This window comes from Streptomyces sp. NPDC094143 (genome assembly GCF_040303825.1).
Lineage (GTDB): Bacteria > Actinomycetota > Actinomycetes > Streptomycetales > Streptomycetaceae > Streptomyces.
In genome coordinates this window covers 1-15,520 of record NZ_JBEOTZ010000025.1, presented here as the reverse complement: position 1 = coordinate 15,520, position 15,520 = coordinate 1, and the positions used below count along the sequence as shown (strand labels likewise).

The window sequence follows — 15,520 nt, the reverse complement described above, 5'->3', positions numbered from 1 at the left end:
TAGCGGGACCTGACCCGCCCCTAGGATTCAAGGCAGGCGATTGAATCGTTTCAACCATCCTGTCCTCGTCCAGCCGCAGCGAGCAAGGGAGTCGACATGCCCGGAAGTTGGAACCGCAGGACCTTCCTGAGCGCCACCGCGGGGACCGTGGGGGCCGGCCTGTCCGCCCTGACCGCCGCGAACTCCGCCGCGGTCCCCATGGCCGGCTCGTCCCGAAGTGCCGCGGGAGCCCCCGGCCTTCACGTCACCCGCACCACCGTGGAGCACAAGCCGAACGTCCTGGGAACAGACGTCGCCCGCCCCCGGCTCGCCTGGGAGTCGACGTCCGCCGGTCACGGCGCACGGCAGACCGCCTACCGCGTGCAGGTGAAGGCCGGCGGACCGGGATGGGGGAGCGGATCCCTCATCTGGGACTCGGGCAGAGTGACAAGCGCGGACGGCGCGGGTGGCGTGCCCTACGGCGGTCCGGCCCTGGAACCGCGCATCCGGTACTCCTGGCGCGTCAGGGTCTGGGACGAGCAGGGCAGAGCATCGGCCTGGAGTGCGCCCCGCTGGTTTGAGACAACGTTGTCACCCGAGGACTGGGACGCCGAGTGGATCGGCGCGGACACCCCGGCACCCCTCGACTTCACCGGCGCCTCCTGGATCTGGGCCCCCGGAGCGAGCACCCAGAACGCGCCCACGGGCACCAGGTGGTTCCGGGGAAGCCTCGACCTGCCCGACGACATCGACGTCGCCGAAGCGACGCTCGTGGCGACCGCGGACGACGACTTCACCCTCCACCTCAACGGCCGCCTGGCTCTCGAAGCCCCCCAGCAGCAGGACGGCTGGCGGACCGGCCGGACGGCCGACGTCACCGAGCAGGTCAAGGAGGGCGTCGACACCGGCACCGGCGTCGTGCTCGCCGTCGCGGCCACCAACCGCGCCGGTGCCTCGGTCAACCCGGCGGGACTTCTGCTCCGCCTGCACGTGCGCAGCTCGTCGGGGCGTACCTACGACCTCCGCAGCGACGCCGGATGGCGCACCGCCGACACCGAGCAACAGCACTGGCAGCAAGCCGGCTTCGACGACTCCGCCTGGTCGCCCGCGGTGGTGCTCGCCCCCTACGGCCAAGGCCCGTGGGGAGACGGGGTGAGCGTCAGCCTGCCCGAGCAGCCCGCACCGCTGCTGCGCAGGGAGTTCGACGTGCCGCGCCGGATCAGCCGGGCGCGCCTGTACATCAGCGGCCTCGCCTACCACGAGGCGGAGATCAACGGCCGGCGCGTGGGACGACAGGTTCTCGATCCCGGATTCACCGACTACGACGAGACGGTGCTGTACACCGTCCACGACGTGACCGACCTGCTGCGCCGGGGCGGCAACGCGATCGGTGTGACGCTGGGGCGCGGCTTCTTCGGCATGACGACCCCCAACGTCTGGAACTGGCACCGCACGCCCTGGCACTCCGAACCGCGCCTCATCGCCCGGCTGGAGGTCGACCACCCCGACGGCACCCGCACCGCCCTGGTCACCGACGAGCGGTGGCGCATCACCGACGGACCCACCCTGTCCAACTCCCTCTACGCCGGGGAGACCTACGACGCCCGGCGCGAACCGGGCGCCTGGACCCGGCCCGGTTTCGACGACTCCTCCTGGCGGCCGGCGAAGATCCAGGAAGGCCCCAAGGGGCGCCTGCGCGCGCAGCCGCACGACGGCATCGAGGTCATCGACTCCTTCCCGCCCGAGAAGATCAGCCGACTGGCTCCCGGTGTGCACCTGGTGGACATGGGCCGGACCATGGCCGGCTGGGTCCGCATCACCGTGGCGGGCCTCCCCGCGGGCACCCGCCTGCAGCTCACCTACGGTGAGAAGCTGAAGGCCGACGGAAGCGTGTCGGCCGAGACCTCGCACGTCCCCGGGCGCTTCCAGCACGACGAGTACATCTGCGCCGGCCGCCCGGAGGAGAGCTGGGAGCCCTCCTTCTCGTACAAGGGCTTCCGCTACGTCCAGATCAGCGGCCTGCCCACCACCCCCGGCCCCCGGCAGATCACGGGCCGGCTGGTCCACACCCCGCTGGAGGAGGTCAGCACCTTCGCCTGCTCGGAACCCTTCTACGAGTGGCTCGACCGGGCCATGCGGCGCACCGTGCTGAACAACATGCACGGCATCCCCACCGACACCCCCATGTACGAGAAGAACGGCTGGACCGGCGACGCGCAGCTCGGCACCCCCGTGATGACCTACGCCTTCGACATGCACCGCATGCTCTCCAAGTGGCTGGGGGACCTCGCCGACAGCCAGACCGACGACGGCCAGCTGCCCGTCATCGTGCCGAGCGGCGGCTGGGGCTACGGCGAACTCGGGCCCTCCCCGGAGTGGACGACCGTGTACCCGTTCGTCATCCGGGAGTTCTACCGGGTGTACGGCGACGAGCGTGCGGCACGCGAGCACTGGACGACACTCACCCGCTACCTGGACTGGGAGCTGTCCCGGCTGCGCGACGGTCTCGCCGTCACCGCCCTGGGCGACTACCTGCCGCCCGGCTACGGAGGCAACCCGCCCGAGGACACCCGCCTGACCGCCACCGCCTACCTGTACCGGGCGCTGCTCGACACGGCCGAGATGGGCGAAGTCCTGCACGCCGGCGAGGTGGTGACGCGCTACCGGCGGGCCGCCGCGAAGCTCAAGGACGCCCTCAACGCGGAGTTCCTGGGCCCGGACGGCCAGTACCGCACGGCCAAGGATCCCGGTTACCGGCAGACCAGCAACGCGATCCCCCTCGCCTTCGGCCTCGTACCGGATCACGCCCGCGCCTCGGTGTTCGCCGGCCTCGTGCGGGACGTCGAGGCCCGCGGCAACCACCTCAACACCGGTGCGCTGGGCACCAGCGTGCTGCTGCGCGTGCTGTGCCAGGAGGGCAGGCCGGACCTGGCGCACGCCATCGCGACCCAGCGCACCTACCCGAGCTGGGGCTACTGGCACGAACACGGCGCCGACACCATGTGGGAGATGTGGCCGCTCGACTCCCGCTCCCGTGACCACTACTTCCAGGGCACCGTGGCCCAGTGGCTGTACGAGAACGTGGCGGGACTGCGCCCGGGCGACGCCGGCTACGCCACGTTCACCGTGCGGCCCGACGCCCGGACCGGTGTCGACTGGGCACGGACCTCGATCCGTACCGTGCGGGGAACCGCCGGTGTCGCCTGGTCGCAGCAGGGAGCCGTCTTCCGGATGGACGTGCGGGTGCCGGTGGGCGCCGTCGCGGACGTCCACGTGCCCATGGCCGGCCGTGACGAGGTGAGGGCGCCCGACGGTGCCCGCCGCCTGCGCTCGGAGTCCGGCTTCGCCGTGTACCGGGTGGCGCACGGGACATGGCGCTTCACGAGCGGGGGACGGACGTCCACCGGGCGGGGGGAGGGGGAGCCCGCCGTGGCGTCCTGACCGCGTGCCGGCAGCGAGACGAGGCGGGATTCCCCCGCCTCATCCGCGCCGGGTGCCGTCAGCGGGGCCCGGTGAGCTGAGCGGCGAGGAGGTGGGAGTCCAGCAGGGCCGGGTCGGCCGTGCGGGCGGCCTTCGCGTAGCCGGCGAGCATGCGTCTGGTCAGCAGCAGGGCCTGTGGGGAGCGCCGGGAGAGGGGCTTGGTCCAGGCGGCGATGGTCTCGTCCAGGGCGTCGAGCGGGGCGACCTTGTGCAGCAGGCCGAGGCGGTGGGCGGTGTGGGCGTCGAAGGTCTCGCAGGTGAGCATGAGTTCGCGGATCCGGGCCGCGCCCGCTTCCGTGATCAGACGGCCCATGGCACCGCCCCAGGCGGGTGCGAGCCCGAGGCCGACCTCGGGCATGCGGAATCGGCAGGTGTCCGCGCCGGCCCGCAGGTCGCAGTAGGCGGCCAGTGCCAGACCGGCTCCCACGACCTTGCCGTGCAGCCGGGCGATGGTCACGGCATGGGTGTTCTCCAGCGCCTGGCACAGACGGTGGGCCTTGTCCGCGATGCGCAGCAGTGTGCCGCCGGTGGGATCGGTCTCCAGGGCGTCCTGGTACTCCCGGCGGTCGGCCCCGAGGCAGAAGTCGCTGCCGAGGGAGGAGAGCACCAGGATGCGGACGTCGGGCTGGTCGTGGAGGTCGTCGAGGACGTCGATGAGCGCGTCCAGGACCGCCGTGCTCAGCACGTCGTCCTGTGCGGTGGGATTGAGCCGGACGTGGAGGACGGGGCCGTTTGTGGTGAGGTCCAGGGGAGCGGCTGGGCGCCCGGTGTCGAAGGGGAGCCCGGCTCCGGGGGCGGGGGCGGGGGTGACGTCGGTGGCGGCGGGGGCGGACACGGGGGCGGGGGTGCGGGGCGGGTTCATGCGAGGGCTACATCCAGGTTCAGCAGGCGCCGGAACGCCACCCGGGGCGCCAGCGCGGGGCGGCGAACCAGGGTGAGTCTCGGCAGGCGGGCAATGAGGTGGCGAAGCAGGGTCTGGGCTTCCAGCCGGGCCAGGGGCGCTCCGAGGCAGTAGTGGATGCCCCAGCTGAAGGCCAGGTGGGAGGGGTTGCGAAGCGGGTCGAAGGTGTCGGGGTCGGCGAACCGGGCGGGGTCGCGGTGGGCGGCCCCGACCATGAGGTGGACCATCTCGCCGGCGGCGACCTCGGTGTCCCCGAGGAGCGTGTCCTGCCCGGCGACCCGGCTGATGACGTGCGTGGGAGGGTCGTAGCGCAGGGTCTCCTCGACGAAGGCGGGCACGAGGTCCGGCTGCAGGACGAGCCGTTCCCAGCGGCCGGGGTCCTCGACGAGGCGCAGTGTCATGGTCGACAGCAGCGTCGCGGTGGTCTCGAGGGCAGCCAGCAGGACGAACAGGGCGAGGAAGTAGACCGCTTCGTCCGCCTTGTCCTGGTCCGGCTCGAGCTCGTCCCAGGTGCTGATCCACCGGGAGACGGGATCGTCGCCGGGCCGTGCGCGCCGGGTCCGCACCAGGTCGAGGAAGTACGTGCGCAGTTCGGCCATGGCGGCGTCGGACCGGGCCAGCTGGCTGGCGTTCGGGAGCAACTCCTGGGTGAAGACCTGCTCATGGGTGAGTTCACGCAGCCGGGGCCAGTCGGCGCTGGGCAGGCCGAGCCAGTCACCGATGGTGGCGACGGGGAGCTCCTCGCTCACCAGCTCCGAGAAGTCGGCCTCTCCTGCGCGCAGGCGCTCGTGCAGGGTGTCCAGCAGCCGGTCGACGATGGTGGACACCCGAAGACCGATCCGGTCGATGGTGGTGCGGTCGAAACCGCCGGCCGACCGGCGCACCCGCGTGTGCTCCGGAGGATTGAGGGTCGGCAGAGTCCGGCTGATCTCCCGGGACGAGGGGGCACTCCAACGGGTACGCGCGCCCTGCTGCTCTCGCCATCGGGTGTCCGGTTCGAGCCAGACGCCGTTGCGCAGCACCTGCTCGCAGGTGCTGTACCCGGTGACGAGAAAACCACCCCAGGGCGCGGGGCTGACAGCGCCGCGCGCCCTGAGCTCTGCGTAGATGGGGAAGGGGTCGGCCTGTCCCTCAGCCGTCCTGAGACGGGAGAACAGGGAAATAGTGGCCCGACGGTCCGTAGACGGAGTCGTGACGCTTCCCACGGTAGCGGCTCCTTTCTGCCAGCCGCTATCCGTACCCGAGCGATAATTGAGTCATACAGTAACTCTGTAGTTTCATATGGTTACTTGCGTCACTCGCCGTTCATCCACGCCCGGAAGCGGCTGAAGAGTCCCCCCTTCGGGCGCGGTGCGGCGTGGGACGGCCGGTGCGCCGCGGGTGGCTGAGGAACGCCGGTGGACGAGGGAGCCGCCGCGACGGAGGACGGCGCCGTCTGACGCGCGCCGGCCGGCTGCGCCACGGTCCGGGGAGTGAAGCGGATGGGCACGGTGACCAGCGAGCGGCTCCACGGCGCCGCCACCCACGCCAGTTCGCCGAAGGGGACCCGCATCTCCACATCGGGCAACCGGTTGAGCAGGGACTCCACGGCCGTGGCGGCGATCATGAACGCCGGGTCCTTGGCCGGGCACGCGTGCGGGCCGGCACCGAACGCCAGATGGGCCTTGGGGCTGAGCTGTTCGCGGTGCGCGGTGAGCTTGGGGTCGGTGTTGGCCGCCGCGAAGGAGATCAGGACCGGGTCGCCCGCCCGCAGCGTGCGGTCCCCCAACTCGACGTCCTGGGTGGGGTAGTGCCCCGCGTAGTTGGCGATCGGGGCGTAGTTCCACAACGTCTTCACCACCGCGTCCTCGACCGGCAGGCCGGTCGGCCAGTCGTCGCTGAGGTACAGCGCGGCGCTGGTGCCGATCGCGGCCGTCAGGGGCGCCGTGCCGCCGGAGAGCAGGGTCACCAGCTGGTGCAGCACCTCCTCGTCGCTCAGCCGGGCCGAGTGCACCATCAACCGGGTGGTGAGGTCCTCACCGGGCTGCCGGCGCTTGAGGGCGATCAGTTCGCCGAGCGCGGCGCCCAGGATCTCGTCGGCCCCCTGGGTGCCCTGGAAGATGCCGGTGATCCCGGCGATGACGCGGTCGCCGATGTCGGGCGGGCAGCCGAACAGGTCACCGAAGACCAGCAGGGGCAGCGGCTGGGCGTACGCGGCCATCAGCTCGGCCTGGCCGAGGGGCTCGGAGCTGAAACGGCTGATCAGGTAGTCGGCCGACTGCTGGGTCAGTCTGATGAGCCGGCTCTGGTCGACGGTGGCGAGGCTCTCCGTGACCGCCTGCCGCAGCCGGGCGTGCGCCGCGCCGTCGCTGAACAGGGCGTTGGGGCGGTACCCCATCATGGGCAGGGCCGGGCTGTCCTCCGGGACCCGGCCCTCGTTCAGGGCGTTCCAGCGGCGGGAGTCCCGTACGAACAGCTGCGGGTTCTGCAGGATGTACAGGCTCGCGTCATAGCTGGTGACCAGTTCGACCTGGACGCCCGGCGCGATGTCGACGGGGGCGCTGTGTCCCATCGAGCGCAGCTTGTCGTAGGTGCGCTCGGGGTCGGAGCCGAAGTCGGGACCGTACAGCGGGATGTTGCCGTGTGCGGGGCATTCGGCAGGTACCCCGGTCGTCTCGAGGGGCTGTTGCATGGTGTGGCTCCTAGCCGAGTGAGGACAAGAGGTGCTTCACGAGCGTGATGAGGGCCTCCATCGAGGAGTCCTGGTCGCGGACGTCGCAGTCGATGACCGGTGTCTCGTCGGAGAGGTTGAGTGCCTCACACACTTCGGACAGGGGGAAGTGGGTCCTGCCGTCGAAGGTGTTCACACCGACCACGTAGGGCAGACCGAAGGACTCGACCAGGTCCAGGATGGGGAAGGTCTCCTCCAGCCGTTCGGGGTCGACCAGGACGAGCGCGCCCAGCGCTCCCCTGGACAGGCCCTCCCACATCTGCTTGAACCGTTCCTGCCCGGGAGTTCCGAAGATGTAGAGGACCAGATCGTCACTCAGGGTCAGCCGCCCGAAGTCCATCGCCACGGTGGTGGTGGTCTTGTCGGGCGTCTCGGAGAGGTCGTCGAGGCCCACGCTGGCCTCGGTGATCTCCTCCTCGGTCTGCAGCGGCTCGATCTCGGAGACGCTGCCGATGTAGGTGGTCTTCCCCACCGCGAAGTGGCCCACGACCAGGACCTTGACGGAGCGGGAGACCTTGGGATCCAGATACACGGACTTACGCTCCGGTTCGTATGCGCTCCAGGCCATGGAGCACGGCGGTGAGCAGGGCGGGGTCATGGCGTTCGGCATGCGGCACCGGATTGCGCACATGGATCAGGTCGTCCTCGGCCATCTGTGCGAGCAGGATGCGCACGATGCCCAGGGGCAGCTGGGTGTGGGCCGCGACCTCGGCGACCGAGAGGTATCCGTCCGCGAGCAGGTCGATGACCGCACGCGCCTCCGGAGCCAGGGTGCGTACCGTGGCCAGGGCCGAGTCCTGTGCCGTGATCATGGTGGTGTGCTCGTACTCACTGTCCCGCGGCAGTACGCGCCCCTTCGCCATGACGAAGAACGGGACTAACGGGGCCGTCAGTTCGAGCTCGTCGGACGGGTCGTCATGCATCGCTGGCCCCTTCTCCCGGCACGCCCGGCAGCGACGCGGGCATCGCGTCACTCAGACGTGCGGCGAACTCCTCGATGTCACAGTCGTGTTCGGCGGCCGCCGCGAGGAAGGCGCCCTCACCGGCGGCGATCAGGAACACCCAGCCGTGCTGGAACTCGATGACCGTCTGGCTCCACTCGTCGTCCCGTTCACCGCCCGCGAAGGGCGCGGTCGCCCGGCTGTAGGCGTGGATGCCGGTCATGGCGGCCGAGATCGTGTCCGCGAGGTCCCTGTCGACGCCCGCGCTGGCGCCGCGCGGCAGACCGTCCGCGCCGAGCAGCAGGGCGTGCAGGGCGCCCGGCACCGCGGCCACCGCCCGGTCCAGCCGGTCGAGAACGGCGACGGACCTGCCCGTCTCGGCGGGGTGCGCCTGCGGGCCGTTCCCGGTCTGAGCCGCGTCGGCGGGGGTGACCCGGGGCGGGGCCGTGAGGTTGTTGCCCAGCCGGGCGACCAGCCGGTTCATACGGAACGAGAGCTGCTCCATGTCCACGTCGGGCTCCGCGGCGGCAGCCAGGTAGGCCCCCTGCCCGGCCCCGATCAGGAACACCCAGCCGTGCTGGAACTCGATGACGGTCTGGATCCACCCCCGGTCCGGCGAGGGGCCGGCGAAATGGGCGGTGGCCCGGCTGAGGGACTGCATCCCGGCCATGGCCGCGGAGACGGTTCCCACGTCCTGGCGGGTCAGGCCGTCCGTGGAACCGCGTGGGATGCCGTCCGCCGACAGCACCACGGCGTGCCGTGCCTTGGGCACGTTGGTCACGATGTCCTGGACCATCCACGACAGGTCGGTCGTACTCATGCGTTGTCGGACCCTTCGGACATGGGGGTGTCGAGGGAGGCCACATCGCGCCCGGTCTGGGTGCCGCGCTGCAGGGCGCCCAGGCTGCCGGCGCCGCGGCGCCGCACGGCGCGCCTGGCCGGCTGGTCCACCGCGGGGGAGTCACCGACGGACGTGATGCGGGTCCCGCGCTTGGGCAGACCGTTGGCCGTGCGCTCCGTGGTGCGGCCCTGCACCGGCCGGATGCTGCTCACGGGCGCCGCCTCGGGGGCCGCGGGGGTCTCCTCCATGGTCCACAGCTCCTCGGGCAGCAGGACGACGGCCCGTACGCCGCCGTACCGGGAGACACCGGTGACGTCCACCTTGAAGCCGTACTGCCGGGCGATCAGGCCGATGACCGGGAAGCCGAACTTCGGCTGGGTGCCCAGCTGGGACAGCCGGGGGACGTCGTCGCCGGACAGCAGCGCACTCGCCCGCTGCCGGTCCTCGTCGCTCATGCCGACGCCGGCGTCGTCGATGATGATGCAGAGGTTCTGCTGAACCTGGCGGAACGTGACCTCGATCGGCGCGTCCGCCTGGGAGAAGCTGGCAGCGTTGTCAAGCAGTTCGGCGACGGCCAGGGCGACCGGGGCGACGGCGGAGGCCTTCAGCGCGATGCCGCTCGGCTGCATGATCTCCACGCGCTGGAAGTTGCGGATCTGGCTCTGGGCACTGCGGACGACGTCGTAGACGCTGGCAGGCTGGTTGCGGCGGCCCAGCGGCGCACCGCACATGACGGCGATGCCCTGTGCCTTGCGGGCCATCTGGGCGTTGGCGTGGGTGATGTCCATCAGGTCGTTGAGGACCGGGTGGCCGCCGTACTCGCGCTGGACCCCGTCCAGCAGCGTCGTCTGCTCGGCCGCGAGACTCTGCAGGAAGCGCGCGGCGCCCTTGAGGACCGCCTTGATGTTCTCCTCGGCCGCCTGCTCCGCTTCGCGGATGACCCCGTCCTGCTCGTTCCTGATCCTCGCCAGCTCGGCCTGGACGCGTCCCAGTTCGTTCTGGCTGTACTGCAGCCGCGCCTGAAGCTCGGCCTCGGACTCCTTCTTCCTCCTCGTCACGCCTCTGCTGCGGAGCACGAGTGCCACGACGGCGGCGACGGCTGTCACCGCTATCGCAACCAGGCACCAAAGAAGCACGTCTTGAGTCATGGAAACCTTTCCCGGCGCGTCACATGCCGGCGTCGGGGGTACGCCGCGCAAGAATCCGCAACCCGTCCAGCGCACTGCACACGGGGGAGTTCAGCGCGTTCGGGGTTCAGGGCCCTGAGCAAAAGTGGATCAAGGTCGCAGACGGCGGAATGCTATCACCGTCAACCCACTGCGCCGGAGGTCGCTCCTGCGGGTTTCACACCATCAACAAGCCGTGCAGCTCAGGGGCGTTGGCGGTTCCGTCGCCCACCGCGTGATCACACCGGATGCCATCCCGGCGTGGCCTCCGCCGGGGCCGTGGGCGTGGCCGACGCGGTCAGGCTGAGCCGGGAGACGATCCGGTAGCGGTCGCCCCGGTAGATCGAGTGGACGTACTCCACGGGCCGGCCGTGCGTGTCGCTGGTGTGGCGTTCGAAGAGCAGCGCGGGGGACAGCTCGGGCACGCCCAGGAGCCTGGCCTCGGCCTGGCTGACGACCGTGGGCTCGATGGTCTGCGTCGCTTCGCTGACCTGCACCCGGTGCCGCTCCCGCAGATGCTCGTACAGGTCGCCCGTCTCCAGCTCCCGGGCGGTGAGCGCGGGGACCAGTTCCGCCGGGATGTGCAGGTGCTCGATGGCCATCGGGGCGCCGTCGACCAGCCGCAGGCGTGCCGCGTAGACGATGTCGGCGGCGGGGGACAGGTGCAGCTTGCGTCCCACCCGGGCGCCCGCCGTGATGGTGGCGAACTCCAGCAGGCGGCTCGACCAGGTGCCGGACGCCTGCGGCAGGATCATGCCGCGGGAGTCCGAGACGAGTTCCTGGGTGATCTTCTCGGGGGCCACGAACATGCCCCGCCCGTGCTCGCGCACCAGGAGCCCGGCCGCGACCAGTTCGTCCACGGCCGCCCGCAGGGTGGGGCGGGAGACCTTGAGCGCGGCGCACAGGGACCGTTCGGAGGGGATCGCGTCCCCGGGGCGCAGTGTCTCGATGAGCTGGAGGATGTGGTCCCGGACCCGCTCCCGCTTGAGTACCGCTCCCGACCCGCCCGCGTTCATGCCCGACCGCTCCCGCCCCGCCGTACTTTGATGGTGCTCGTCCCGTGGTGTGGACTGTTTACCACTCGTCGTCCACTGGTCAAGTGTCATGCCGAAAAGTGAGGCCGACGCGGGGGATTGACGCCTGTATTGGTCTATGCCATTTTCATCGACCAACGAGAGGTCACCTGTCCAGTTGCCCAACTGGTCAGGTGCCGTGGCGCCTTCCCCCCAGAGGTGAACCGTGAAGTTCCGCATGCTCGCAGGACTGTCCGCACTGGTGATCGCCTCCGGCGTCAGCGCCTGCGGCGACGGCTCGGAAACGTCCGGTGACTCCGCCGACGGCGCCACGACGATCGACGTCTGGCTCATGCGCGACAGCGTCTCGGCGCAGTTCCAGAAGGAGTTCGTCGCGGGCTTCGAGGCCGCCCACCCGGACATCGACGTGAAGGTCCAGATCCAGGAGTGGGACGGCATCGGGGAGAAGGTCACGGCCGCCCTCGCCAGCAACGACGCCCCGGACGTCATCGAAACCGGCAACACCCAGGTCGCCCGGTACGCGCAGAGCGGCGGCCTGCTCGACCTGAGCGACAGGACCGGCGAACTCGGCGGCGAGAACTGGCTCAAGGGCCTGGCCGAGCCCGGGGCGTTCGAGGGAAAGCAGTACGGCATCCCGTACTACGCCGCCAACCGCGTCGTGATCTACCGCACCGACCTGTTCGAGAAGGCCGGTGTCGACGCCGCCTCGATCAAGACCCGCGACCAGTGGATCACCGCCACCGAGAAGCTCAACTCCGGTGGCACCCAGGGCATCTACCTGCCGGGACAGATGTGGTACGCACTGGCCGGCTTCATCTGGGACGAGGGCGGCGACCTGGCCATCCGGTCCGGCACGACCTGGAAGGGCGCGCTCGACACCCCGCAGGCGCTGCGCGGCATGGACTTCTACAAGAGGCTCCAGGCCCTCGGCAAAGGCCCCAAGGACTCCGACGAGGCGGAGCCGCCGCAGGCCGAGGTCATGGCCAAGGGACAGGTGGCCCAGATCATCTCCACACCCGGCGGCGCCAACGTGGTCACCGAGAACAACCCCGACCTCAAGGGCAAGCTCGGCTTCTTCCCCATCCCCGGCAAGACCGCCGAACGCCCCGGCTCGGTGTTCATCGGCGGCTCCGACCTCGTCATCCCGGCGGCCTCGGGCAAGCAGGACGCCGCCTTCACCTTCGTCAAGGAACTCACCGGTGACCACTGGCAGCGCAAGCTGGCCGCTGCCATGAGCTACGTGCCGAACAAGACGACCCTGGCCGACGCGGTCGCCTCCGATCCCGGCGCCTCGGCCATGGCGGCGGGCGCCGCCGTCGGCCGGGCGACGCCCAACACCCCCGGCTGGGCCGCCGTCGAGGCGAAGAACCCCGTCAAGGACTACATGACCGCGGTCCTCACCGGCGCCGACGCACCGGCGCAGGCGGCCCGGGCCTCCGCGGCGATCACCGCCGCCATGAACGGCTCCTGATCCGCGACCGGCCGGCACTCCACGGCCCTTGCCACCGCCCCATGTAACGACACATCCGAGGAGACGGCACCGTGTCGGTCATCCACGACTCCGGCGCGCCCCCCGCCCGGTCCCGACCGCCCTCACCGCCCCCCGCCGGGCCCGGGCGCGGCGGCGCGCACCGCCCCGGCCGTGCGGGCCTCTGGCCCTACCTGCTGGCCGCCCCCACGGTCCTGGGCATGCTGTACCTCCTGCTGTACCCCCTGGCGCGCGCCGTGCTGATATCGCTCCAGGACTTCCAGCTCCGCCAACTCATCCGGGGCGACGCGCGGTTCGTGGGACTGCGCAACTACGAGACACTGCTGACGGACGAACGCTTCTGGCAGGTCGTACGCCGCACCTTCGTCTTCATGGCGGTGAACGTCGTCCTGATCATGCTGCTCGCCACCCTGGTCGCCCTGCTCGTCGAGCGACTGGGCCGCCTGTGGCGCACGGCCGTGCTCAGCGCTCTCGTCCTGGCCTGGGCGATGCCCGTCATCGCCGCCACCACCGTCTTCCAGTGGCTGTTCCACTCCGAGTTCGGCATCGTCAACTGGACGCTCCAGCAACTCGGCTTCGGCTCCTTCGAGCGCTACCCCTGGTTCGCCCACGGCCCGGCCGCCTTCACCATCCTCGTGCTGCTGATCGTCTGGCAGTCGGTGCCGTTCGCCGCCATCACCCTGTACTCGGCCCTGACGACCGTCCCCGCGGAACTGTACGAGTCGGCCCGCCTCGACGGGGCCTCGGCCGGCCGCATCTTCCGTGCCATCACCCTGCCCGTGATCCGGCCGATCTTCATGCTGGTGCTCTCCCTGGAGGTCATCTGGACCTTCAAGGCGTTCGTGCAGATCTGGGTGATGACCAACGGAGGACCCGGAGACGCCACGACCGTCCTGCCCGTCTACGCCGTCCAGACCGCCCTGTCGAGCCAGCGCTACGACCTGGGCGCCGCGGCGTCGATGGTCACCGTCCTGCTGATGGCCGCCCTGCTCATCCTGTACTTCCGCCAGATGTTCCGTCAGGAGGGCGAAGCCCCGTGAGCCCCGTGACCCCTGCGCGAGCACCGCGCCCTCTGCCGCGCCGGCGCATCCTGTTGAACGCGGCCGCCGCCCTGACGATCGTCCTGTGCCTCTTCCCCGTCTACTGGATGATCAGCACGGCGTTCAAACCCAGCCGGGACATCCAGTCGGACACCCCCCGGCTCCTGCCCCGCACCTGGACGCTGGAGCACTTCCGCACCGCGGTCGACGCGGACGGATTCGCCCTGTTCTGGCGCAACAGCGTCCTCGTGACCCTGAGCGCCGTCCTGCTCGCCCTGGTCGTCGCGCTCGGCGCGTCGTTCGCCGTGGCCCGCATGCGCTGGCGCGGCCGGCGGCAGTTCATGCTGCTGGTGTTCATCGCCCAGATGGCACCCTGGGAAGCGCTGATCATCCCCGTGTACATCATCTCCCGGGACACCGGCATGCTGGACCGGCTGCCCACCCTGACGCTGGTCTACTTCATGATGACGCTGCCGTTCACCATCGTGGTGCTGCGCGGATTCATCGCCGCCATCCCGCCCGAGCTCGAGGAGGCGGCCCAGGTCGACGGCTGCACCCGTCGGCACGCCTTCCGTCACATCACCCTCCCCCTCCTCGCCCCGGGTCTGATGGCCACCTCCCTGTTCGGCTACATCACCGCCTGGAACGAGTTCGCCTACGCCAACTTCCTGATCATCAAGCAGCAGGACAGCCGCACCCTGCCGGTCTGGCTGTCCTCCTTCCAGAACGTCTTCGGCACCGACTGGGGCGCCACCATGGCGGCCTCCACCCTCTTCGCGCTCCCCGCGCTCGCCGTCTTCCTGCTCCTGCAGCGCCATGTGACCTCCGGCTTCGCCGCCGGCGCCGTCAAGGGCTGAACCCCCCGCGCCCCCACCCCGACGCGACCCCTTCCGGAGACAGCCGTGACCTCGCCCTCACCGCGGACACCGCTCCTGCCCCGCCCCACCAAAGCCCGTTTCAGATCGGGCCACTTCACCCTCACCGCCGACACCCGCCTGCGCGTCACCGGCGGCGCCGAACCCGCCGCCGACCTCCTGCGCACGCTCCTCGCCCCCGCCACCGGCCTGCCGCTGCGCCCCGCCACCGACGGGCCGGTCGTCCTCGCCCTCGACACCGCCCTGACGGGACTGGGCGACGAGGGGTACGGGCTGACGATCGGACCGCACTCCCTGCTCCTGCGCGCCCGCGACCTCACCGGACTCCTGCGGGGCGTGCAGACCATCCGCCAGCTGCTGCCCGTACAGGCGCTGTCCGCCTCGCCCCGGAAGGGCGTGCCCTGGACCCTGCCCTGCGCCGACATCACCGACGTCCCCCGCATGTCCTGGCGCGGGGCCATGCTCGACGTGGCCCGCCACTTCCAGCCCCTGCCGTACCTGCTGCGCTATGTCGACCTGCTCGCCCTGCACAAGATCAACGTCTTCCATCTGCACCTGACCGACGACCAGGGCTGGCGGATGCCCGTCGCGGCCTATCCCAAGCTCACCGAGGTCGGCGGCCACCGCCGGCAGTCCATGATCGGACCCAGCGGCGACCGCTACGACGGCACACCCCACGGCGGCGCCTACACCAGGGCCGAACTCACCCGCCTCGTCGACCACGCGGCCGCGCGCGGCATCACGGTGCTGCCCGAGATCGAGATGCCCGGCCACGCCCGCGCCGCGGTCGCCGCCTATCCGCACCTGGGCAACCGGCCGGAGCACACGCCCGACGTCTGGACGAGGTGGGGGGTGTGCGACACCACCCTCGGCGTGCACGAGGAGGTCTTCGACTTCTGCCGGACCGTGCTGGAGGAGGTCATGGACGTCTTCCCCTCGCCCTACCTCCACATCGGCGGCGACGAATGCCCCACCACCGAGTGGGCCCCGAGGCTCGACGAGGGCCGCGTCACACGGCGCTCGGCCCGCGAGGCCGCCCGGCATGCCTGCGTACCGGCCGAAAC

Annotated in this window: 13 protein-coding genes; 5 read left to right on the top strand and 8 right to left on the bottom strand. The window is 70.8% G+C overall.

The window, feature by feature from the left end:
• Positions 1–96: 96 nt before the first annotated feature.
• On the top strand, positions 97–3,420 hold the full coding sequence (locus ABTZ58_RS27550) for a family 78 glycoside hydrolase catalytic domain (protein ID WP_351362064.1): 3,324 nt from the start codon (positions 97–99) through the stop codon (positions 3,418–3,420).
• Between the two features lie 58 nt (positions 3,421–3,478).
• On the opposite strand, the gene ABTZ58_RS27545 is transcribed toward ABTZ58_RS27550, so the two are convergent.
• The 8 genes from ABTZ58_RS27545 to ABTZ58_RS27510 all read right to left on the bottom strand — a co-directional run bounded on the left by ABTZ58_RS27545 (position 3,479) and on the right by ABTZ58_RS27510 (position 11,034).
• Entirely contained in the window at positions 3,479–4,321 is an 843-nt protein-coding gene (locus ABTZ58_RS27545) for an enoyl-CoA hydratase/isomerase family protein (RefSeq protein WP_351362062.1), read from the bottom strand.
• The gene (locus ABTZ58_RS27540) at positions 4,318–5,565 is read right to left on the bottom strand and encodes a cytochrome P450 (protein ID WP_351362059.1); all 1,248 of its coding nucleotides are present in this window, start codon (positions 5,563–5,565) and stop codon (positions 4,318–4,320) included. The genes ABTZ58_RS27545 and ABTZ58_RS27540 overlap by 4 nt, the downstream gene beginning before the upstream one ends.
• Before the next feature lie 89 nt (positions 5,566–5,654).
• Positions 5,655–7,031, bottom strand: coding sequence for a cytochrome P450 family protein (locus ABTZ58_RS27535; RefSeq protein WP_351362056.1), 1,377 nt, complete (start codon positions 7,029–7,031; stop codon positions 5,655–5,657).
• Positions 7,032–7,041: 10 nt separating this feature from the next.
• Positions 7,042–7,602 carry a GTP-binding protein gene (locus ABTZ58_RS27530; RefSeq protein WP_351362053.1) on the bottom strand — a complete coding sequence of 187 codons (561 nt, stop codon included), beginning with the start codon at positions 7,600–7,602 and terminating at the stop codon, positions 7,042–7,044.
• A 4-nt stretch (positions 7,603–7,606) separates the two neighbouring features.
• Positions 7,607–7,993, bottom strand: coding sequence for a DUF742 domain-containing protein (locus ABTZ58_RS27525; protein ID WP_351362051.1), 387 nt, complete (start codon positions 7,991–7,993; stop codon positions 7,607–7,609).
• A complete protein-coding gene (locus tag ABTZ58_RS27520) occupies positions 7,986–8,831 on the bottom strand; it encodes a roadblock/LC7 domain-containing protein (RefSeq protein ID WP_502996133.1) in 846 nt (281 codons plus the stop codon). The genes ABTZ58_RS27525 and ABTZ58_RS27520 overlap by 8 nt, the downstream gene beginning before the upstream one ends.
• The gene (locus ABTZ58_RS27515; RefSeq protein ID WP_351362295.1) at positions 8,828–9,937 is read right to left on the bottom strand and encodes an ATP-binding protein; all 1,110 of its coding nucleotides are present in this window, start codon (positions 9,935–9,937) and stop codon (positions 8,828–8,830) included. The genes ABTZ58_RS27520 and ABTZ58_RS27515 overlap by 4 nt, the downstream gene beginning before the upstream one ends.
• Before the next feature lie 320 nt (positions 9,938–10,257).
• On the bottom strand, positions 10,258–11,034 hold the full coding sequence (locus ABTZ58_RS27510; protein WP_351362048.1) for a GntR family transcriptional regulator: 777 nt from the start codon (positions 11,032–11,034) through the stop codon (positions 10,258–10,260).
• Positions 11,035–11,257: 223 nt separating this feature from the next.
• Here ABTZ58_RS27510 and ABTZ58_RS27505 point away from each other — a divergent pair, with 223 nt between their 5' ends.
• From ABTZ58_RS27505 to ABTZ58_RS27490, 4 genes are all read left to right on the top strand, one after another.
• The gene (locus ABTZ58_RS27505; RefSeq protein WP_502996132.1) at positions 11,258–12,523 is read left to right on the top strand and encodes an extracellular solute-binding protein; all 1,266 of its coding nucleotides are present in this window, start codon (positions 11,258–11,260) and stop codon (positions 12,521–12,523) included.
• A gap of 80 nt (positions 12,524–12,603) precedes the next feature.
• Positions 12,604–13,581, top strand: a complete 978-nt coding sequence (locus ABTZ58_RS27500) for a carbohydrate ABC transporter permease (protein ID WP_502996139.1) — start codon at positions 12,604–12,606, stop codon at positions 13,579–13,581.
• Between the two features lie 5 nt (positions 13,582–13,586).
• Entirely contained in the window at positions 13,587–14,438 is an 852-nt protein-coding gene (locus tag ABTZ58_RS27495; protein WP_351362039.1) for a carbohydrate ABC transporter permease, read from the top strand.
• A gap of 45 nt (positions 14,439–14,483) precedes the next feature.
• Positions 14,484–15,520, top strand: a 1,037-nt coding sequence (locus ABTZ58_RS27490) for a beta-N-acetylhexosaminidase (protein WP_351362036.1), incomplete at its 3' end; no start/stop codon positions are given.

Coding starts and splice junctions, on each gene's coding strand:
- ABTZ58_RS27550 (WP_351362064.1), top strand. CDS start 97: ATGCCCGGAAGTTGGAACCGCAGGACCTTCCTGAGCGCCACCGCGGGG.
- ABTZ58_RS27545 (WP_351362062.1), bottom strand. CDS start 4,321: ATGAACCCGCCCCGCACCCCCGCCCCCGTGTCCGCCCCCGCCGCCACC.
- ABTZ58_RS27535 (WP_351362056.1), bottom strand. CDS start 7,031: ATGCAACAGCCCCTCGAGACGACCGGGGTACCTGCCGAATGCCCCGCA.
- ABTZ58_RS27525 (WP_351362051.1), bottom strand. CDS start 7,993: ATGCATGACGACCCGTCCGACGAGCTCGAACTGACGGCCCCGTTAGTC.
- ABTZ58_RS27520 (WP_502996133.1), bottom strand. CDS start 8,831: ATGAGTACGACCGACCTGTCGTGGATGGTCCAGGACATCGTGACCAAC.
- ABTZ58_RS27510 (WP_351362048.1), bottom strand. CDS start 11,034: ATGAACGCGGGCGGGTCGGGAGCGGTACTCAAGCGGGAGCGGGTCCGG.